Annotated in this window: 20 protein-coding genes and 1 tRNA gene; 9 read left to right on the top strand and 12 right to left on the bottom strand. The window is 39.4% G+C overall.

The genetic code is table 11. The features are described from left to right. The first annotated feature begins 2 nt into the window (after positions 1–2). The 5 genes from OC25_RS05375 (at position 3) to OC25_RS05395 (ending at position 4,637) form a co-directional block, all read left to right on the top strand. Positions 3–1,067, top strand: coding sequence for a GNAT family N-acetyltransferase (locus OC25_RS05375; protein ID WP_245221899.1), 1,065 nt, complete (start codon positions 3–5; stop codon positions 1,065–1,067). A 31-nt stretch (positions 1,068–1,098) separates the two neighbouring features. Further along, entirely contained in the window at positions 1,099–3,027 is a 1,929-nt protein-coding gene (locus tag OC25_RS05380) for a polysaccharide biosynthesis protein (protein WP_039472554.1), read from the top strand. Between the two features lie 128 nt (positions 3,028–3,155). Next, the gene (locus OC25_RS05385; protein ID WP_052265974.1) at positions 3,156–3,578 is read left to right on the top strand and encodes a helix-turn-helix domain-containing protein; all 423 of its coding nucleotides are present in this window, start codon (positions 3,156–3,158) and stop codon (positions 3,576–3,578) included. Between the two features lie 159 nt (positions 3,579–3,737). Continuing rightward, entirely contained in the window at positions 3,738–4,295 is a 558-nt protein-coding gene (locus tag OC25_RS05390) for a hypothetical protein (RefSeq protein ID WP_052265975.1), read from the top strand. Between the two features lie 42 nt (positions 4,296–4,337). Next, on the top strand, positions 4,338–4,637 hold the full coding sequence (locus OC25_RS05395) for a hypothetical protein (protein WP_039472556.1): 300 nt from the start codon (positions 4,338–4,340) through the stop codon (positions 4,635–4,637). A gap of 191 nt (positions 4,638–4,828) precedes the next feature. Here OC25_RS05395 and OC25_RS05400 read toward each other — a convergent pair whose 3' ends face one another. The 5 genes from OC25_RS05400 to OC25_RS27845 all read right to left on the bottom strand — a co-directional run bounded on the left by OC25_RS05400 (position 4,829) and on the right by OC25_RS27845 (position 9,470). Next, on the bottom strand, positions 4,829–7,099 hold the full coding sequence (locus tag OC25_RS05400; protein ID WP_039472558.1) for a multicopper oxidase family protein: 2,271 nt from the start codon (positions 7,097–7,099) through the stop codon (positions 4,829–4,831). A gap of 9 nt (positions 7,100–7,108) precedes the next feature. Continuing rightward, on the bottom strand, positions 7,109–7,567 hold the full coding sequence (locus OC25_RS05405) for a heme-binding domain-containing protein (protein WP_039472560.1): 459 nt from the start codon (positions 7,565–7,567) through the stop codon (positions 7,109–7,111). Between the two features lies 1 nt (position 7,568). Then, positions 7,569–8,114 carry a DUF3347 domain-containing protein gene (locus OC25_RS05410; RefSeq protein WP_039472562.1) on the bottom strand — a complete coding sequence of 182 codons (546 nt, stop codon included), beginning with the start codon at positions 8,112–8,114 and terminating at the stop codon, positions 7,569–7,571. A 26-nt stretch (positions 8,115–8,140) separates the two neighbouring features. Further along, positions 8,141–8,995 carry a DUF3347 domain-containing protein gene (locus tag OC25_RS05415; RefSeq protein ID WP_039472564.1) on the bottom strand — a complete coding sequence of 285 codons (855 nt, stop codon included), beginning with the start codon at positions 8,993–8,995 and terminating at the stop codon, positions 8,141–8,143. 88 nt (positions 8,996–9,083) lie between these two features. Continuing rightward, complete coding sequence (locus OC25_RS27845; RefSeq protein WP_156131401.1) at positions 9,084–9,470, bottom strand: hypothetical protein; 387 nt, start codon at positions 9,468–9,470, stop codon at positions 9,084–9,086. Positions 9,471–10,114: 644 nt separating this feature from the next. Here OC25_RS27845 and OC25_RS05430 point away from each other — a divergent pair. Further along, entirely contained in the window at positions 10,115–12,169 is a 2,055-nt protein-coding gene (locus OC25_RS05430) for an NHL domain-containing protein (RefSeq protein WP_082018514.1), read from the top strand. A gap of 135 nt (positions 12,170–12,304) precedes the next feature. Here OC25_RS05430 and OC25_RS05435 read toward each other — a convergent pair. From OC25_RS05435 to OC25_RS05455, 5 genes are all read right to left on the bottom strand, one after another. Next, positions 12,305–12,392, bottom strand: a tRNA-Ser gene (locus tag OC25_RS05435). Positions 12,393–12,487: 95 nt separating this feature from the next. Continuing rightward, complete coding sequence (locus tag OC25_RS05440; RefSeq protein ID WP_039472570.1) at positions 12,488–13,477, bottom strand: YihY/virulence factor BrkB family protein; 990 nt, start codon at positions 13,475–13,477, stop codon at positions 12,488–12,490. A gap of 8 nt (positions 13,478–13,485) precedes the next feature. Then, positions 13,486–13,893: an acyl-CoA thioesterase gene (locus tag OC25_RS05445; protein WP_039472572.1), complete on the bottom strand. Its 408-nt coding sequence runs from the start codon at positions 13,891–13,893 to the stop codon at positions 13,486–13,488. Next, positions 13,893–14,948 (bottom strand): endolytic transglycosylase MltG, encoded by a 1,056-nt coding sequence (mltG, locus tag OC25_RS05450; RefSeq protein WP_039472574.1) that lies wholly within the window; start codon positions 14,946–14,948, stop codon positions 13,893–13,895. Before mltG ends, OC25_RS05445 begins: the two co-directional genes overlap by 1 nt. A gap of 17 nt (positions 14,949–14,965) precedes the next feature. Beyond that, complete coding sequence (locus OC25_RS05455) at positions 14,966–15,736, bottom strand: PASTA domain-containing protein (protein WP_039472577.1); 771 nt, start codon at positions 15,734–15,736, stop codon at positions 14,966–14,968. Between the two features lie 215 nt (positions 15,737–15,951). Between OC25_RS05455 and OC25_RS05460 the strand changes: the two genes are divergently transcribed. The 3 genes from OC25_RS05460 (at position 15,952) to OC25_RS05470 (ending at position 18,069) form a co-directional block, all read left to right on the top strand. After that, complete coding sequence (locus OC25_RS05460; RefSeq protein ID WP_039472579.1) at positions 15,952–16,938, top strand: D-alanine--D-alanine ligase; 987 nt, start codon at positions 15,952–15,954, stop codon at positions 16,936–16,938. A gap of 18 nt (positions 16,939–16,956) precedes the next feature. Further along, a complete protein-coding gene (locus OC25_RS05465) occupies positions 16,957–17,538 on the top strand; it encodes a Crp/Fnr family transcriptional regulator (protein ID WP_052265976.1) in 582 nt (193 codons plus the stop codon). A 138-nt stretch (positions 17,539–17,676) separates the two neighbouring features. After that, positions 17,677–18,069, top strand: a complete 393-nt coding sequence (locus tag OC25_RS05470; RefSeq protein WP_039472580.1) for a DUF983 domain-containing protein — start codon at positions 17,677–17,679, stop codon at positions 18,067–18,069. Between the two features lie 54 nt (positions 18,070–18,123). Here the strand turns inward: OC25_RS05470 and OC25_RS05475 are convergent, their stop codons facing one another. Together OC25_RS05475 and OC25_RS05480 are read right to left on the bottom strand one after the other, a co-directional pair. Further along, entirely contained in the window at positions 18,124–18,654 is a 531-nt protein-coding gene (locus tag OC25_RS05475; RefSeq protein WP_039472582.1) for a CPBP family intramembrane glutamic endopeptidase, read from the bottom strand. Between the two features lie 244 nt (positions 18,655–18,898). Beyond that, a complete protein-coding gene (locus OC25_RS05480; protein WP_039472584.1) occupies positions 18,899–19,420 on the bottom strand; it encodes a hypothetical protein in 522 nt (173 codons plus the stop codon). Positions 19,421–19,733: the final 313 nt, after the last annotated feature.

Genomic DNA, 19,733 nt, shown 5'->3' on the forward strand with positions numbered 1-19,733 from the left:
ATATGATTATGCTGATCGAAAATAACGCTACAGGCACAACTTTACAATTGGGTTTGGCAGAAAAAGCCGATTGGATTAAGTATGTGGAACGTGCAGCCGATTATGATTTTTATCATAGCTGGCAGTATCATTCAATGGCTACCAACGGAGCGCCCATTTTGTTTATTTACGAGGAGGCTGGTAATTTTATTGCGCTGCCTTTGCTCGAACGCCCAATTGCAGATACCATTTACTATGATCTGCATTGTGTATACGGATATTCGGGGCCGATATCGAACCTCAAGTTCGATCAGCAGCCAGATACTTTAAAAGATAACTTTTTAAATACCTTTCTGGCTTTTTTACAGCAGGGTAAATATGTTTCGGTATTTTCTAAACTGCATCCGTTTTTTAACCAGAACGAGTTATTAAAAAGGACCAAAGGATTGTACGAAAATGGAAAAACCATTGCCGTAGACCTGCAGCAAACGCTTGAAGAACAGCGTAAACAATACAGGGGAACCACCTGGGAGGGCATTAAAAAATGCCGGCGTTTAGGCTACACCTTACGCGAAAGCCGCAAACAGGAAGATATAGCTGCCTTCACTCAATTATACCAGGCCAATATGGGCCGCATAAGTGCTACCGACTTTTACCTGTTTGATGAAGCCTATTTTACCCAGTTAATCCATTCAACAGAATTTGATTGTAAACTGGTATTGGTTTATTTAGGCGATGAAATAGCGTGCGGAAGCGTTATCACGCTCACCAATGGTATCATTCAGGGGCATTTAATTGCCACCAATATTAACCATCTCAAATATTCGCCTGCCAAGTTCCTGATCGATGAAGTGAGCGGCCTGGGCAGAAAATGGAACATGAAATATTACCATTTAGGTGGTGGCCTAGGTTATAAAGAAGACTCGCTTTTTGAATGGAAGCGGGGCTTTTCGAACTTAATTTTAGATTATTACAGCTGGCGTTACGTTGCCAACGAACCTGTTTACAACCAGCTGGTAGAAAAATCGGGCATCGATATCCAGGATACGACTGATTTTTTTCCCTTATACCGCATGACCCCTCAATAACAACAATTGCTTTATTTAATGATTCTCAATTATGAAAAATTTTTTCTTCCCCGACAAGGCGCACTCTAGATGGTTAATTTTACTCATCGACCAGATGATTGTAGTCTGGACCTTGTTTATAGCTATTTTATTAACTCATACACTCAGTTACCAGGGTATTTTTAACGCCAGTAACGCCATGTACGTAGGCCTTTACTGCGCCATTGCAGCAGGTGTTTTTATTACTTTGCGTATCCATACCGGTATTATACGCTATTCCAATACCGAAGATATTTTAAGGGTATTTCTGGCCGTTTTTGTGACTAGTTTACTTTTTATTGGCGTAAATAAAATCCTATCGCAAAGGTTTCAGTTATTATGGAGCGAAATGGATAAAGCCCTGATCCTGAATTTCTTTATCTCCTCATCATTGCTCATTTTGATGCGTACATTGGTTAAAGGGGTGTTTTACCTTTTTAAAGAGCTTAAATCCGAAACCAAAGAAAATATCCTGATCTATGGTTCAGAAAAAAAAGCCATCCTGATTAAAAATGCCATAGAGCAAAATGAAGATTCGAACCTGAATATTATTGGTTTTGTTGATGATAACCGCGACCGGGTAGATAAATATCTCGAGCAAAAAAAAGTATACCATTCGTGCTCCGTGGAGTTTTTAAAAGAAAAACATGGGATTAAAAAAATACTATTTGCCGAGGATGCCTTAAACACCTTAAATAAAAAGAAAATTATTGATACCTGCGTAAACCAGGGGATTAAGGTAATTATGGTGCCACCATCAGATAAGTGGCTTTACGGCAAGCTTGATTCGCACCAATTGAGGGATTTAAAAATCGAAGACCTGTTAGAGCGCGAGCCAATTAAACTTAACAAAAAGAATATCCTTAAAGATTTAAGTGGCAAATGTATTTTGGTTACCGGAGCTGCGGGATCTATCGGATCGGAAATTGTGCGGCAGGCTTTACATTATAACCCGAAAATGGTTATTCTCTGCGATCAGGCCGAAACACCTTTACATGATTTGAAATTAGAGCTCGAAGATAATTTTCAGGCTGCGAATGTAAAAATCTTTATGGCCAACGTACAAAATATAAACCGCATCCGTACGCTGTTTGAATTGTATAAACCAGAAATTGTTTTCCATGCTGCGGCTTATAAACATGTGCCCATGATGGAAGATAATCCGGCAGAGGCTGTTTTAACCAACGTTTTAGGCACTAAAAACATGGCCGATGTATCGATGGAATTTGGTGTAGAAAAGTTTGTGATGATATCGACCGATAAAGCGGTGAAACCTACCAATGTAATGGGCGCCTCAAAACGTTTGGCCGAAATTTATATCCAGTCTTTAAACAGTCCGGAAACCTTGCCAAACGGCGAAATTACCACACACGCTTCGCGCACACGCTTTGTTACCACCCGTTTTGGCAATGTACTGGGCTCTAACGGTTCAGTTATTCCGAGGTTTAAAAGCCAGATTGAGCGCAGGGGGCCAATAACGGTTACCGACCCTGAAATAACCCGTTATTTTATGACGATACCCGAAGCCGTACAGCTGGTAATGGAAGCAGGTGCAATGGGCAAAGGGGGCGAGATTTTCTTATTTGATATGGGCAAACCGATTAAAATCGTCGATTTAGCCATTAACATGATTAAGCTGGCTGGCTTAACACCTTACAGCGACATTGATATTGTTTTTACCGGTTTAAGACCTGGAGAGAAGCTGTATGAAGAGCTTTTGTTAATGGAAGAAGAAATTATGGCTACGCACCATCCTAAAATTAAAATTTCGCAAAAAGTGGCTTATAATTACCTCTACGTAAACCAGATCATTAAAGACCTGATTGTGCTAAACAACGATGGGAACGACCTGAATATGGTAAAGAAAATGAAAGAAATTATACCCGATTATATCAGCAACAATTCGCGTTACGAAGAGCTAGATTTGCTGGTTGCCAATTAATTAGATCAATGTTAAAACAGTAATTAATTATTTGCTTTTCTTAACAAAAAATTATTAAATTTAAGTAACATAGTCGTCCCCAAATGTTGGTTGAATTTAAATATCCGTTTTAAATTAAATTAACCGCTATGAGTTTAAATGTAGGACAGGTTCTTGAGCGCGTTGTACGCCGGGACCGTATGGGCATAAGTGAATTATCCCGTAAATTAAATGTAAGTAGGAGAACAATTTACAATTGGTTCGATCAGAAGAGCCTTAACCCCGAAATCATCTGGAAAGTTGGAAGTGTAATCGGCCATGATTTTTCGATAGAACTGCCTGAAACCTTTGCGAAGACGAGTAATCATATCCAGGAAGCTTTTGATGCACATACCGAAGATTTTGCCAAAGGCGATGCCAATTCGGTTTATTTCTGGATGAATAAATACATTAAGCTTCTCGAAAAATACAATGAAATATTAAGTCACACCAATTTAGACAAAACAGTTTCTGAAAAGGTGGCGCATCATACTATGCCCAGAAACAACAGCGGCAACCGCTCTGTAGCCTAGGTTTAATTACTTATTTCTCATTATTCAATTACAAAACCAATATCACAGGCTAACTACATACTTCTTGTAGCGGCCTTCAGTATTATTTCTTAACTCTCTAAAGCTTTACCATAATTCGCTTTATGGTAATGGATTTCTATTTACTAAATTTTTGAAATCATGAAAACAATTAACGCATTAACTCTGCTATTATCTTTATTTATTTTTCAGGGTGTACATGCACAATCGCAAGTTTATGGCGGCACAGGTATTCGTTATTCGTTAGGTATCGAAACTGGCTTGGCCACTGGTTATTTAGCTAAAAAATATGAAGCACCCCTGGGCGTTTCTGCACAAGCCGAATTTCCCATTACAGAGGGCATCCTATATGCCACAACCAATACCGGTTTCAACAATATTTTTGTTACTGGTACCTATTCACATTTGGTAGATGATCTTCACCTCATTCCGCTTAAAGCTGGTTTGAAATATTTTTACAGGAGTAATCTCTACTTACAGTCTGAAATTGGCGTTTCATTCCTGTTGAATAAAACCAATTGTGTGGAAGGTAAAAAGGCGGCATTCCTGTATGCACCGCAGTTTGGGATGATATTTTATCTCCACAACAACAATTATATCGATGCCGGCCTGCGCTGGGAGAGTAACGGCAAATACTACAAGTGCGATCACACCAATAACTTCGTAGGCTTCCGTGTTGCATGGGGATTTAGCCTATAACCGCTGGTATATTAAAGTAATCATCTTTTAATAGCGCTATACATGAAAGCAAGTATACAGTATAATACCATGAATGGATTATGGATTCTCTTCATTGATTGTAAGTACGAGGATTCTCCTAAATACATCAGGATGATTACTAAAATTATAATCAAAATGCTGTCTGGCACCATTATTCCCGGCAATAAACGCAGGGTGAGGTCGGGGAGGCATTACCTGATCCATGAGCATGTGGTAGAGCTGCATACCGACGAGTGGTTTCCGCTGGTGCTGGCCAGTGAAAGGAAAGAGCTTTTAGAAGGTATTAAATCTATTTTTATGGATATGAATGGAAAAAAATAATGGCTGTTCCGTATGATTGTCATCATGAGCCTGTCGAAGGACATACGTAAACAACTTAGCGTATAACCTAACCGGGTTCTACAGGTTAAACAGAAAATCTCATATCGAGACAGCCAAATTTAAAAGATCAGCTTAAAAAACGGGAAGGTTGCTCCGCAAGGAGTGGCCTTTTCTTGTTTTAAGACTATTGTTTAGTAATTAAGTGATAAGCCTAAACCGAATCCCATATCACTATCGTAATGGGTACGTATGCCTATATTTTTATTAATTACATACCTCAGATCAGCCATGTATTCCAGGTCGGTATTCACCATAAAGCCCGCCCTGAGTCTTTTAGATACCGGAATATCTTCGCGCATTAAGGCCAAACGTACAATACCATCGTGGTAAACCTCGGCCTGGAAATCGATGAGCAGGGGTAAGGTGTACATAACTCCAAGGCTTACAGCACTTCTATTATCTTTTTTGTTCACCTGGCCGAAGATATTTTTTTCATGTTCATCGATACCCATTTTACGATAACGCCAGTCGAAACCAATAAAAGGCATTAACCATTGCATTTTACCAATGTAGCGGCCTACATGTGTTTCTACTTCAAAACCATGCATGTTGTTATAACCCAGGCGCCATTCAGTACCTACAGACCATCTTGCATTTTGCAACATGGCCGAACCATCATTACCATTTGTGGCAAAATCGTTCTGGGCCATAAAATGAGGCATATTACTTTCTTTTTGAAGCTCGCGATAGGCCATAGCCTTATCAGGTATTAATGGGTTCTTATAGTCGCCTACTGCAAACACACGGTTCATACCCGCCATCATGTGGTATAAAATATGGCAATGAAAAAACCAGTCGCCTTCTTCGTTAGCCAGAAACTCAATTGTATCTGTCTCCATTGGCATAATATCGAGCACATTTTTAAGCGGGGCATTTTCGCCCTGGCCATTAATGATCCTAAAATCAAAACCATGTAAGTGAATGGGGTGACGCATCATTGAATTGTTGTACAAGGTAATGCGGAGTATTTCTCCCTTTTTTACGGGAATTTTGTCACTTTCGCTCAGCACCTTATTATCCATGCTCCAAACGTAACGGTTCATGTTACCCGTTAATGTGAATTTGAGTTCTTTTACAGGCGTATTTTTAGGCAGGGTAGTAGGTTGCGGTGCCTTAAGCATGGCATAATTGAGGGTTACAATATTGCCTAATGCATTTGCGTTGTAACGGTTTGGATCGGGCTCCATATTCATGCCTTTCATATCGTGTGCTTTGGCTTTGGCGGCTTCGCCGGTAATTTCCGGATACATCACCACATTCATATCCATCTGGTTGAGGCTCATTTTCATGCCCATATCATCCAGGTCGCCGTTCATCTTCATCATATCGTTCATCATCTTCATGCCATCAAAATACTTGAGGCGTGGTAAAGGCGAAATCAATTGTTTAATGCCATTGCCGATAAAATAACTGGTAGATTGGGTTCGGTCTTCGGTGGTGGCCATAAATTCGTATGCTACGCCGTTTTCCGGTATCGTAACCACTACATCGTAAGTTTCTGATACGGCAATAATCAAACGGTCAACCTCAACAGGGCTTACATCGTTACCATCGCTGGCTACAACTGTCATTTTTCCACCGGCATAACGTAACCAGAAATAAGAAGATGCACCGCCGTTTGAAATGCGGAGCCGAACACGATCGCCAGCTTTTAAGGTTTTGTCATCTACGCTTTTTAATTCGGTATTAACCTGGCCATTCATCAGCACCTTGTCGTAATAAACATCGCTAACATCCATCGCTGTCATTCGTTTCCATTCGTTTTTAACCTTGGTTTTAAGCTGGCCCTGCTTAACGGCTTCAGCATAAGATTGTGTAGCTCCTTTTTTAATTGCTGCCCAATCATTGGCGTTATGCAGCATGCGGTGTACATTATCGGGGTTAAGGTTAGTCCACTCGCTGAGCACTACCGGTACAGTTGGCAAATCATCTATTCCTTTCCTGAAAGTTTTATCGGTATCACGCTTCTTCATTACAAAGTTGCCATACATACCAATTTGCTCTTGCAGGCCCGAGTGTGAGTGATACCAGTGTGTTCCGTTCTGGATGATTGGAAAGCGGTAGGTATGTGTGGTGTTAGGCTTTATGGGCTGCTGGGTAAGGTAAGGCACACCATCCTCTTTATTAGGCAAAAACACACCATGCCAGTGTAGCGAGGTATTTTCTTTGAGCTCGTTATGTACCACAATTTCTGCAGTATCGCCTTCGGTAAAGGTAAGGGTAGGCATCGGGATCTGTCCGTTTACAGCTATGGCCCGTTTTTCTTTTCCGGCATAGTTTACCAGGGTATCTTTTACATAAAGGTGGTAACGTACTACTTTTTGCGCCAGCAGGGGCTGAACGCAGGTTAGCAGTAAAAGCACCTGCAGCATTATTCTGGTCATGTTTTTATATATACTCATCTGATAACTTCAATTTAATGTCTTTTGGCTTTCGAGCCAGCTAACTAATGTTTTTATTTGTGCATTGTCCAATTTGGCATTGCGATGTAGAGCTGTGTATGAAGATAGTGGCATTTCTTTGCTTTCGATCTGATTTTTAATTGATCGCAATAACCTGTTCTGTTTCCTGCCTGAATATTGGTTCCATTCATTGAAATTTAGCACTTCCTTTCCGGAATGGATGTGGTTTTCGGTAAATAGCTGAACGGGTTGAATATACTGGTACCACCTGTAATTGGTGTTGTTGCTGTGGCAGTCATAACACGAGTTGTTTAATATATTTCCTATTGTAACCGGTGCCTTATAAAATTGTATAAATCCTGTAGAACCAGCCTGCCTCTGGTTTAGGTTCAGGGCAGGCCGGTAAAGTTGAATGAGTAAAAAAAGCAATAACAGCAGAAAAACCCAGGTTTTCAGCATCTTTTTCATCTTAGTATTCTTTGGTTACAGCGCCACAAGTAAGCATTTTTTTACCGTAATAAGGGTTTTTAATGACTTTCGTTTCGCTAAGCCAAATGGCACCCTTGCCGTTATTATACATCGGACAGTGATCGACATATAACTTTTGTGGTGCTCCCAACAGGCCTATCAGATCGTTTACATCGTTACTCAACGATTCGAAATGTTCTCTCTGATGTGCAATTTTACCGGCATTTGCAGCAATATGTGAGGCATTTTCTTTGATATCATTAACTATCTCTACATATTCGCTTGATTTACCTGCCGTTGTGTTGCTTTTATCCATTTGATCTAATGCAACCAATAATTGATTACCCGATTTAGCCGCTGTACTGGCATCATCGGCTATCAGCGCATTTTTTAAATCCAGGTAAGCCGATAATAAAAGCGTTTCAGGCTTTGTTTTGGCTTGCTCTTTTTTAGGTTTATTATCAGCTGTTTTGGTCTGCTGACCGCAGGAAACTAGTATAATGGCTATAATAACAAGGCCGGTAATTGGGAAAAAGATATTTTTCATGACTTCGTTCTTAAATGTTGTTATCATTATTTCAATGTTTCTACTGTGCTGCCGCAAGTCAGCATTTTAGCGCCATAAAATGGGTTTTTAACCGCGTTTTCTTTACTCAGCCAGTTGGCTCCCTTACCACTGTTATACATTGGGCAATGTTGATAATAAACAGGTTCGGCTTGCTTCGTCACTTTAGCCAGTGCATACATGTTTGCAGAAAGAGTGGAGAAAGCCTGCCTTTGCAGATCCACATTTTTCGATTTGGCAATATTGATCACATTAGCCGTTAGCTCTTTTACTGCAGCCATCCAGGCAGTGTGTTCGGCACGGCTAAGTTTCTCCATTTCTACTGCTCTGATGGCCCCAAGGAAGGCTTCAGCTTTAAGCCCGGCAGTATTGGCATCTGTTTTTACCAATGCATCTTTAATGGCAAAATACTGATCGAATACCGTTTTTAATGGTGATGTACCTGAGCTGCTTGCTGTCAAAGCCTGATGATCGTGAGTGGCTTTTTCTGCATGCGCTTCTTTCATTTTGCTTGCCGGTTTTAATGTCCGCTGGTATTGGCAACACTCCGGTAATTTCGCATAAGCTTCGTCAGGCGCCAAATAGCTTGTATTATCGTATCCGGCTAAAGCGATTCGTTTCAATATTTCATCGGTATTGGTTTTCTGGCTGTTGTAAGTAATACTGGCCATTTTGGAAGTTTTATCCCATTCTGCGGTTGCAATCCCTTTTACATTTGCAGCGGTTTCGATCGTTTTTTTGCACATTTCACAGTTTCCTGATACCTGAATGCTAAGGGTTTGTGCGTTTTTGATTTGGGCGAAGGTATTTCGGGTCGATAATAATAAGATCATTACCACCAATATTTTTGATGTCAATTTCATTGTGATGATTTTTAAAGGCTATAAATTAATTAATAAGTAGCTATCCTGGTTTTGGTGAGGACGCATTTGTGGCTAAGCAGCCATTAATTTAAGCTATTTTTGGCGGTTGCCAGATGGATATAAAGCCAAAAGAATAATTGGATTGTTGATAACCAATTTGCTGTTTTTCGGCCATAAGCGGCTGATTGATCACTTGCAAATTGCATACCATGGCCAGGCTAACTGAAGGACTTGAAGCACAACAGCGACAAGAACCGTGCTTGCATTTGTGCCTGCAATCGTTGTGTTTTGCTTTTTTACTGGCTTTGGAGTGGCAGCAATCATGCATCGGTGCTTTTTTTGTCTCTGCTCTGGAGCAGGAAGCGTGCACTGTTTTATCAGACTTGGTAGCATGCGCATAACTAAGGCCTGGGAATAAAAAAGATCCCAAACACAATAGCAATACTGCAACGATATCTACTCTTAAATTTTTCAATGCAAAGCAAAGGTAGGAATTAGATCCAGGTAAGCTTTAGTATATTGAAATTATATAAACAAATTATAGAATTATATAAATTGAGGCTTTGTAATTAAAGAGAGTTATTTTGAATATCTTGGGGGATACTGACTTGATTTTAAAGACCTTTACTTGGGCTGGAATTATTTTGAACATTTAATTCTCGGTCATAATCATCAATAAAAGCGTTGAATCCTGTTTTTTCAAGCGGTGCTCACGGAAATACTTATTTATAGGTATTCTTGAAAACCTGCGAATCCATTTTGATCTTGTTATCAATAACCGAATAATTACTTTTCTAGCTGCCTATTAATCTTTACGCTGAAATTTAGCAACAGTAGGCTTTGTGAAAAGTTAAATTATAATTACTTTTGGTCCAGAAATAAATTGCAAAACGCTTTCTCAAATGCAAAGAAAATCCTTCTCCTAATTTCTGAATTATCCTGCAATAAGCAGAGAAATCAATCAAGGTATATTCTAATTTTAAATCTAATAGCCAAGCTTTCAAAGAAAATGAATTTCTTCAAAAAGATATCCGCACTATTAATACTTATTACCTTAAAAATCAATGAGGATATAACCGAAGATGACCATATGCCTTAAAGAAACTTAAATTGTATCACATGTCTAAAATATGCGCCAATTTCTCTTGGACTAAAACCGGCCTAGTTTTCACGACTGGATTATTTTTTACCATTTCCTTGTTTAGCTGCAAAGAAAAGATCCAGCCACCAGATAATAATCAGAATAGCAAGATAGAATCGAATATTTCCGTAGTTAGCACCATTGCAGGGAAGTATCTTTCCAAAATAGAATATCTTAATTCACCTATTGGACTGGTAGCGGATAAGGAAGGTAATATGTATGTTGCCGATGAAAATGCCAAAACTATTCGAAAGATTAGCCCTGATGGAAAGATAAGTCTGTTTGCAGGTAGCAATTCGGGTGAAGGAGGTTTTCGCAATGGCAAAGGAGATCAGGCTCTTTTCCAATCGGTCCAAAATCTTGCAATAGATGCTCATGGGAATATCCTCGTGGTGGACATGAGTAATTCAATGATCCGTAAGATCGACCCCTATGGGAATGTAACGACTTTAGCTGGAAACGGTAAATTAGCTGTGGTCGATGGGCCTGCAGCAAATGCTTCTTTCTATTTTCCCCGTGGCATTGCTATTAATTCTAGGGGAGAAATTTACATCAGCGATAACAGCAGTATGATCCGCAAGATTGACCTGAATGGAAATGTGACAACTGTAGCTGGTGCAATGCAATCTGGATACCGTGATGGCCAGGCTGGAGCAGCACTTTTTAACTTGCCATTTTCTTTAGTCTTTGACCGCTCTGATAATTTATACATCTCAGATAGGCAAAACCAGAGGATCAGGGTGATGAACAGTAATGGCCAGGTATCAACATTAGCCGGGTCAGGTAATATCGGCAATGCAAATGGCCAGGGCATAGCTGCCTCATTTTTTTCTCCGGCTGGAATCGCTTTAGATGCAGCGGGAAATCTCTTCGTTGCTGAAACCGGAAATCACCTTATTCGCAAAATCACCCCTACAGGCTTGGTATCAACTTTCGGCGGAACTGGAGTTAAAGGCAATACAAACGGTCTTTTGAAAATAGCTAGTTTCAGCAATCCGCAAGCGCTATGTTTTGATAATAATGGTATACTTTATATTGCCGAATACGGAAACCATAGCATTAGGAAGGTTTCAGCCAATGGAGAGGTTGAGTATTTTTATGGCGATGTCAGCCCTACTGAGGGGGCCGGACTTTCAGTATATTTTAACCATCCTGATGGAATTGTAGTAGATAAGCACGGCAATGTCTATGTTGCCGATATGGATAATAACATGATCAGAAAGATTACTACTTCAGGTCTGGTAAGCACCATTGCTGGAGCCGCAACTGCCGGCTATCGAGATGGCCTGGCTAACCTTGCTAGATTTTCTTCTCCAATGGGTCTTTCTATAAATCAGAATGAAGAGATCTTTGTAGCAGATAAGAACAATTCGGTCATTAGGAAAATAAGTGCATCAGGAACAGTAAGTACAGTAACCTTTCAGCGGCCAGTAGTTGGGATGCAATATCCAAATGCGGTATATGCGGATAAAATAGGTTCACTATATTACAGTGACCTTGAGAGCAACCACATCTTTAAGATTAAGACAAATGGTGAGGCTGTAATGTTAACCAGTATGTGGGGCGTTAGCGGTAATGGCAGTTTCTGGCTCAAGCCTTCTGCTATTCAGATGGATGGGAAAGGCCAACTTTATGTAGTCGATAACGGCAATCATACCATATGCCGCTCAATCGACGATGGGCTAAATTTTTTGGCTATAGCCGGAAAGAGAGGGTATGGAAATTTTTCGGTGTCAGGTAATACCAATGGACCGGGCGAAACTGCAACATTCAATAGGCCCAAGGGTATGGCTATTGATGCTGCAGGCAATATCTATATCGCAGATTCAGAAAACCATTTAATTCGTAAACTAAGTGCAACTGGTATCGTTACCACCATAGCAGGTTCTGGGGTAGCAGGTTATGCAGATGGAGTAGCGGTTTCAGCAAAGTTTAACAAGCCAAGTGGTCTGGCACTGAATGCCGATGGCACCATACTATATGTTACAGATCAGGATAATCACCTAGTTAGAAAAATTGTGCTTGGAAATTAAGATCATAGATGAATATCCCTTTGAATTGTCGATGAATTTTATAAATCTTTATTTTTTAGGTCTTTATTTTAATATGAAACCTAAAAGAAAATCCTGGAAAACAAAAAACCCGACTATTGTCGGGTTTTGTTTCTTTGGCGGAAAGCGAGGGATTCGAACCCCCGGACCTGTTACAGTCAACAGTTTTCAAGACTGCCGCATTCGACCACTCTGCCAGCTTTCCGGAGGCAAAAGTACAAACTCCGGCTAAATCTGCAAACTATGATTGTGTTTTTTTTATATAAAATTGATAATTACTTAACACAGAGGGAGAAAAAATTATTTCTTCTGGATGTTTTCTTCAATTGGCTCTGATTTTTTGAACAGATTGAAGGTAGGCCTGATAATTTTAACGCTTCTTTTACTCACATCCACACTCGCATTTAGCTCAAAACCGAGTAGTAATATCAGCGAGTTGAGGTATAACCAGATCATCACCACGATTAAGGTACCTATAGAACCGTATACTTTATTGTAAGAACCAAAATGATTGATGTAATAAGAGAAGCCCCAAATGGTAATAAAAGCCAGTATAGTGGCCAGCCATGAGCCAGCACTAAAAAGTTTCCACTTTTTGGTGTGCGAAGGGCCATAACGGTAAAGGATAGAAATGGTAATGAAGTACAATGTTGCGAGTACAGCCCAGCGGGTAAATCCTACAACAAAAACTATCATGCTGTCTTTGATATGAAGCTCGTTCTTAATGTAGGTGAGCAGTACTTCTCCCAAAGCCATGGCGCTGATACAGATAATAATAGAGAAGCAAATAATGGTAGTTAAAACCAATGCAATCAGCCTCTGTTTAATCCAGCTCCGGGTTTCGATAATTAACGACGATTTGTTAAAAGCTTTCATCAGATTTTTAACACCATTGGTCGCAAAAAATATAGCCGATAAAAAACCGAAGGATAGTAAACCCCGGTTCTGGTTTTTGATAATGTCTTTTAAGGTCGTTTCAAAAGCATCGAAAGCATTGTGCGGCAATACCAGTTGAATTAAGTTTAACAACTGATCCTGGAAACCTTTAATCGGTATAAAGGGGATAAGCGTAAAAAGGAAGATAATACCCGGAAAAATGGCCAGCATAAAACTGTAAGCCAGTGATGAAGCCTTATTAACCAGGGTATCTTTACCAATTTCCCTGAAAAAGAAAGTAGCAACAGTATATAAAGGGAGTGGGCTAAAACCAGGCAAAATACATCCCTTGGTCCATTCTATAAACCGAGAATAGAGCCTAAGATGTAATAATTGCCGGTGTAACCATTCCATTGCAAATACTAATTAAAAAATACCGATAATTTCTCCATGAAATTTTCGGGTGGATTGGTAGGCTTGTTTTTTTTCATATCAACAAAAACAAGGGTAGTAGCACCCAGGTTAATCAGTTCTTCCTTTTCGTTATACAATTCGTATTCAAAAAAGATCCTGATGCCTGGTAAGGTTTTTATAATTGTTTTTACGGTAATTTCCTGGTCGTAAAGTGCGGGCTTAATGTATTTGCACTTCAGCTCCAAAACAGGCATCATAATGCCATCAGCCTCCATAGAGCTATAGCTCATACCCAAACTGCGTAACATTTCTACCCGGCCTACTTCGTAATATTGAGCATAGTTACCGTAGTACATATAACCCATCTGATCGGTTTCGCCGTAGCGCACCCTGATTTTCGTACTGTGGCTATACATTATTTAAATATATTCCTTTTATTTAAAGCCTCGCGGTATTTTTTAGCATTTACTTCGTGTTCTGCCTTGGTTTCGGCAAAGTTATGGTAACCCGAAAAATCTTCTTTGGCACACATGTAAATGTAATTGTTCTTATCGCGGTTTAATACTGCATCTATTGCATTTATGCTCGGCATCATAATTGGTCCCGGAGGCAAACCGGCATATTTGTAGGTATTGTAAGGCGATTGCACCTGCAATAGCTTTCCGGTTACCCTTTTAACCGTAAAATCGTTATTAGCGAAAATTACAGTTGGATCTGCCTGTAACAATATGCCCTTGTTTAAGCGGTTTAAATACAAACCGGCAATAATTGGCATTTCTTTATCGTAAAGTGCTTCACCATCAACAATCGAAGCCAGGGTATACACCTGCGCAGGCGTAAGGTTTAAACTTGCTGCTTTTTGTTTACGTTCCGCAGTCCAGAATTTATCATATTCCTTGTGCATCCTTTCAAAGAAATCAACCGGCGAAATATTCCAGTACATTTCATAAGTATTCGGGATAAACATGGTGTAAACGTTATCCTGGTTAAAGCCGTATTTGGCAATTAATGCAGTAGAATCTAATACATTAATAAAACTCAAAGAATCGGCTTCGAGGTTGCTGGCCAGATAGGCTGCAAAGTTTTCCTTTTTACGGATATTGTGAAATTTCAATTTAACAGGATCCTGATTACCAGCTTTAATCAAGTTAATCAGGGTGCGGTTAGTCATCCCTTTTAGTAGACGGTAACGGCCGGGTTTAACACTGTTGGCCAGGTTCATTTTTCCAGCAGCCGCTGTAAAAGAAGAAATGCTCTTTACCAGGTCTTTCTTTTTAATCTCTGCAAGCAGGTCATCGTAACTGCTGCCGGTTTTAATGTATAAATATTTTTGGTTTTCGGTAACGTTGGGGGCAAAGTATAGCCTGTACAGGTTTAACGCAAAGTAACCTCCGGTTAAAATCACAATCACTGCAACGATTAGTGCTACTTTTTTGCCGGTACTCATATTCTTTTTTTCTACTTCAGTCATCGGTATGTTATGCGAAATTATTGTTGTTTGTTAGATAAAGTAATGTTTATTTTAGTTCCAATAGCCACTTTGGTTACCGAATCGGCTACCACAGGGTCTTGTTTAACAATTACAGCCGTAGCACTATCGGTAATTGGTCCTTCGTAAATAATGGTACCCAAACTCAGGTTCGATCCTTTTAAGCTAAATTTAGCCTCGTCCATGGTCAATCCCATTAACTGAGGAATTTCTACTTCTTCATTTCCGCGTCCATCACCCAAAACAAGGTTGATACGTGAACCAACCGGTACAATCTGGCCGGCGGTAATCGGCTGCCCGCCAAAAGATGCTTCCAATACCACATCACGGCTCACATCTGGTCTGTAAGTGGTATCGCCAAGCTTTAAACGCGAGCTTTCAATAAGCGCCTGCGCTTCTCTTAACGTTTTAAAGGCAACATCAGGGAATTTCGTATTTGGTGTTTTGCCAGCGTTAATGGTTAAGTAAATGGTACGGTTGTCTTTTACAAAGGTATTGGGATCGGGGTCCTGATCAATTACAATACCTGCCGGTTGATCGAGAATAAATACCGAATCTACTTCGTATTTTAAGCCTGCATCTTCGAGTTTTTTAACAGCTTGCTCAAACGGAAGCCCTTTAACTGCAGGTACGTTTAAACCCTGACCATGTTTGGTGTAAAATCTTAAGCTAAAAAAAGCCACCAGCAGCAAAACAATAACGGTAATTACGGCTGCTAAAATGTTGTTTCTAAAGGATTTCGTTTTTAAGTAATCTATAAATTTAGACATGAATCTTAAATTATGGGTTATGCGTACAAGCTCAAATGTAGCTATTTTAAATTATTGAATATAGAATTGAATACCTGCACAAGCAATTATCCGTCCAATTATTTTGATTTTATTTATTGAATATTCTACCAGTCAAAATTAACTAAAGCACAAAGATATTTATATTTTTGAGGATATATTTATAATCAATTTCTATTTATACAAGGATTTCAGACATGAAGAAAACGATAGCATTGTTAACAGGCGGTACCACAGGTGAATGGGTTGTTTCGGTAAAAAGTGCAGCAACTATTGCGCAACATATCGACCCCGAATTATACGATGTTTATAAAATTATGCTGAACGAAAAAGGTTGGTTTTATGAGCCTGCCGATTCGGTAAAAATTGAAATTGATAAGAACGACTTTTCTCTAACCCTTGAAGGAAGGAAAATAAAGTTCGATGGTGTATTTATTGCTATACATGGTTCGCCGGGAGAGGATGGCAAACTGCAGGGCTATTTTGATATGATTGGTATTCCGTATACCACCTGCGATGCCTTAACCTCATCAATTACCATGAACAAAGGTTATACCAAAGCCATTGTTGAAGGGATTGATCATTTACACACCGCTAAATCGGTGCAGATCTTCAAAGATGGCAATTATAATATTAATCAGATTAAACAGGATTTAAGATTGCCTTATTTTGTAAAACCCAATAGCGGGGGGAGCAGCATTGGCATGACCAAGGTTAAACATGCCGATGACCTTGAAGCAGCAATCGATAAAGCCTTTAAAGAAGATAGCCAGATCCTGATTGAAGAGTTTGTAAGTGGCCGTGAGTTTTCTATTGGCATTTTTGGTGCTGAAGGAAAAATTATCGTGCTCCCTACAACAGAAGTGATCCCGCAAAACGAATTCTTCGATTTCGAAGCTAAATATACACCAGGTGCTACCGAAGAAATTACACCTGGCAATATGAATGCTGAAGAGTTGGTTCGTGTGCAACAAGTGGTAACCGACGTGTACCGTAAATTAAACTGCAGGGGCGTTGTTCGCGTAGATTACTTTTTGGAACACGAAACCGGCAAGTTTTATTTTATCGAAATTAATACCATTCCGGGCCAAACCGCTACCAGTTTTATACCACAACAGGTGGCTGCCATGGGCATTACACTGAAGGAGTTTTATACGCGCTTGATGAAAGAAACCTTAGGATAGTTTAAAGCTAACTGGAAAATGAATATTCAGCAGCTGGTTGACCGGGGTTTAAAAATAAAAACTTACACCAAAGATTCGGTGATTTATGAACCCGGCACGCAGCCCAGGTATGTGTATTTCATCAAAACGGGCGAGGTGCGCATGGTAACCGTGAGCGATGAAGGTAAAGAGTTTATACAAGGGGTTTTTAAAGCAGGACAGCATTTTGGCGAGCCCGCTTTGCTGATTAACCGGCCTTACCTGGCCTTTACCATTACCAATAAAGATACACAGCTAATTGCCGTAAATAAAGAAGATTTCTTTAGCCTGATTAAAAACGAGCCGGATTTTAGCATGAATCTGATCCAGACGCTAAGTCAGAGGTTGTTTTATAAATCGATGATGCTGGAAGAACTGGCCAATGAAAAGGCCGATCACCGCTTACTTACCATCATCAATTACTTATTGCACGATATTACTGAAGGCGAAAATTTAAAAGTAACCCGGCAGGAACTGGCTGACATGACTGGTTTAAGAGTTGAAACGGTAATCCGTGGCGTGAAAATGCTTGCAGGTAAAGGTTTAATTAAGACGGTTAAAGGAAAAATAGTTAAAAGGTAGTTTATAATTATGTTTTTGGCATGGCAATTCGCTACCAATAAACTCATGACTATTGAACGAACGAACCACTAAATATGACACAGATCATAATTTTGTGGATTATTAAAGCCTAACTTTGTACTATCAAATCAGAATATTATGGCTGAGTTATCCAAATTCCAATCCTTTTTACAATGTAAATGTCCACGTTGCCGCAAAGGCGATATTTTTACCGGAAGCGCTTATTCGTTCAAACTTCAAAAAACAAATATCAATTGCCCGCACTGTAATTTAAAATTTGAGCGTGAGCCAGGTTTCTTTTATGTAGCCATGTTTGTAAGTTATGCCATGAATGTGGCCGAGATTATTACCATAGGTGTAGCAGCCTACATTTTAGGTTTGCCACTGGTTTATGAAAACCTTTGGTACTACGTTACCCTGATTTTAAGTGGCGTGTTGCTTTTATCACCTATCAATTACCGTTATTCGAGGGTAATTTTATTACATTATTTAACACCTGGTCTCCACTTCGTTCCCGGAAGCGGCGATTAAAAGATATGTAAAGTCAGATATACCATCTGACTTTTTTATTGGGAAACGAAATGGTTAAAACAGTTTAAATAGTTCTTCTAAAGGATACAGGTCTAAGAAGCAAGCTGTCGCATTGAAAAAGAAGTGAACAAAAACGCCGTACCATAAGGTTTTGGTTTTAATTCTTAGCCAACCCAGAAACAACGCAAATGGCAGCAGCCAGAATATAGAAATCAGGCTGAAATGGATAATGAAAAACAAGACAGAAGAAATATATACCGCCTCTTTTTCATCAACTACACTTAATAACTTCTGAATTAAATATCCCCTGTAAGCTAACTCTTCAAATATTGCAGGATAGAGCGCAATGGAAAGAAACATCAGGTAAGTACCATATTTGTGGAACTCGAACAAGGTGTAATGGGTAACTTCTTTTTTGAAAAGCAATACATTTAAATGATCCACCAGGAATGTAACCGTAACTGACGCCAAAATAGTAAGTACAATAAGCCCCAGTAATTTAGCGATGGAGAAGCCCGGCCATTTCAATATGACTTTATTTTCAGGCCAGTTGTAAAAAAAGAAGAGCAGGGCAGAGCACCCCATAATTACATCCAGACAAAATAATGTGCTTAAAGAATGGTCTTTGATCAATAGCGAAGTGACACAGCAGCAGATTTCAACCGCAAAAAATAGCCCAACCTGCTGAATGTTGGGCCACCTTTTATGCTGAATTACGATATCCTTGTAGTTTTGGGCTCTGCCGCAGGTGCTACAAAATTTATTGCCTAACGGAACTTCGCTCTGGCAATTATCACATAAGTTCTCAGGAATTTGCTGATCTTCCAAGTTATTCGATATTAAGCTCTTTTTTTATCTTATCAGCTTCCAGTACAGATTTAATACCTTTAATCAGGTAAATTATAATACCGACTTTAAAAATAATGCCTTTGAATATGGTTGCAGGATCGGCAATCAGATTTAAAATCTGAATAATCACGTATAAAGATAAGCCCGAAATCATGGCAGTAGTAGGTTTCGATCTGCTTAAAACCCCAAAGCCTAAAAATGCGCCAACCAAAATAACATTCATGATCAATAAGGCAAACTGATCTTCTGCGGCAGCAGTAAAGAATATAAAAATTGTAGATAGCCCGATAAATCCTGCAATCCAGTATAGCGAATTGCAAGCACTGTCTACCGATCTTTGTAATTCGATAAGATCTACTTCTTTAATTGTTCTGTTGGCAATATGACTATCCTTTTCTTCTTTTGTTCCCTGAAGCGGGAAACCACAGTTGTTGCAAAAGGTATCGGTAAGGGTAAAGGGTTTGTAACAGCTGTTACATAAGCTATCATTTGAGCTTTCCATAATTTAAGCGTTATTTTTTTTGTAAATATAGAATTGAAAAAAAGTATTGCAAAATATCAGGTAAAATTTTTAGAAGTTATTTTAGCTGTTAGCATTTGCTGAATGTTAAAGTATTAGTTTTATCTGGAAATTTGTCAGGTTGAGGGGTAATTTATTGTATAAAAATCAATATGAGTAACAGGGAGAGCCTAACGGCTTTGATCTACTCGAAAAATCGTCATTGCGAGAAGGAACGACGAAGCAATCTTTCATGCCGGTAAGTTTTGCTATAAAGATTGCTTCGGCGGCTGAAAAAGCCTTCTCGCAATGACGA

This window comes from Pedobacter kyungheensis, from assembly GCF_000812965.1.
Taxonomy (GTDB): Bacteria; Bacteroidota; Bacteroidia; order Sphingobacteriales; family Sphingobacteriaceae; genus Pedobacter; species Pedobacter kyungheensis.

Bases quoted from the DNA above. Each gene is read 5' to 3' on its own strand.
- OC25_RS05375 (WP_245221899.1), top strand. From the start codon at position 3: ATGATTATGCTGATCGAAAATAACGCTACAGGCACAACTTTACAATTG.
- OC25_RS05380 (WP_039472554.1), top strand. From the start codon at position 1,099: ATGAAAAATTTTTTCTTCCCCGACAAGGCGCACTCTAGATGGTTAATT.
- OC25_RS05385 (WP_052265974.1), top strand. From the start codon at position 3,156: ATGAGTTTAAATGTAGGACAGGTTCTTGAGCGCGTTGTACGCCGGGAC.
- OC25_RS05390 (WP_052265975.1), top strand. From the start codon at position 3,738: ATGAAAACAATTAACGCATTAACTCTGCTATTATCTTTATTTATTTTT.
- OC25_RS05395 (WP_039472556.1), top strand. From the start codon at position 4,338: ATGAAAGCAAGTATACAGTATAATACCATGAATGGATTATGGATTCTC.
- OC25_RS05400 (WP_039472558.1), bottom strand. From the start codon at position 7,099: ATGAGTATATATAAAAACATGACCAGAATAATGCTGCAGGTGCTTTTA.
- OC25_RS05405 (WP_039472560.1), bottom strand. From the start codon at position 7,567: ATGAAAAAGATGCTGAAAACCTGGGTTTTTCTGCTGTTATTGCTTTTT.
- OC25_RS05410 (WP_039472562.1), bottom strand. From the start codon at position 8,114: ATGAAAAATATCTTTTTCCCAATTACCGGCCTTGTTATTATAGCCATT.
- OC25_RS05415 (WP_039472564.1), bottom strand. From the start codon at position 8,995: ATGAAATTGACATCAAAAATATTGGTGGTAATGATCTTATTATTATCG.
- OC25_RS05430 (WP_082018514.1), top strand. From the start codon at position 10,115: ATGTCTAAAATATGCGCCAATTTCTCTTGGACTAAAACCGGCCTAGTT.
- OC25_RS05440 (WP_039472570.1), bottom strand. From the start codon at position 13,477: ATGGAATGGTTACACCGGCAATTATTACATCTTAGGCTCTATTCTCGG.
- OC25_RS05445 (WP_039472572.1), bottom strand. From the start codon at position 13,893: ATGTATAGCCACAGTACGAAAATCAGGGTGCGCTACGGCGAAACCGAT.
- mltG (WP_039472574.1), bottom strand. From the start codon at position 14,948: ATGACTGAAGTAGAAAAAAAGAATATGAGTACCGGCAAAAAAGTAGCA.
- OC25_RS05455 (WP_039472577.1), bottom strand. From the start codon at position 15,736: ATGTCTAAATTTATAGATTACTTAAAAACGAAATCCTTTAGAAACAAC.
- OC25_RS05460 (WP_039472579.1), top strand. From the start codon at position 15,952: ATGAAGAAAACGATAGCATTGTTAACAGGCGGTACCACAGGTGAATGG.
- OC25_RS05465 (WP_052265976.1), top strand. From the start codon at position 16,957: ATGAATATTCAGCAGCTGGTTGACCGGGGTTTAAAAATAAAAACTTAC.
- OC25_RS05470 (WP_039472580.1), top strand. From the start codon at position 17,677: ATGGCTGAGTTATCCAAATTCCAATCCTTTTTACAATGTAAATGTCCA.
- OC25_RS05475 (WP_039472582.1), bottom strand. From the start codon at position 18,654: ATGGGGTGCTCTGCCCTGCTCTTCTTTTTTTACAACTGGCCTGAAAAT.
- OC25_RS05480 (WP_039472584.1), bottom strand. From the start codon at position 19,420: ATGGAAAGCTCAAATGATAGCTTATGTAACAGCTGTTACAAACCCTTT.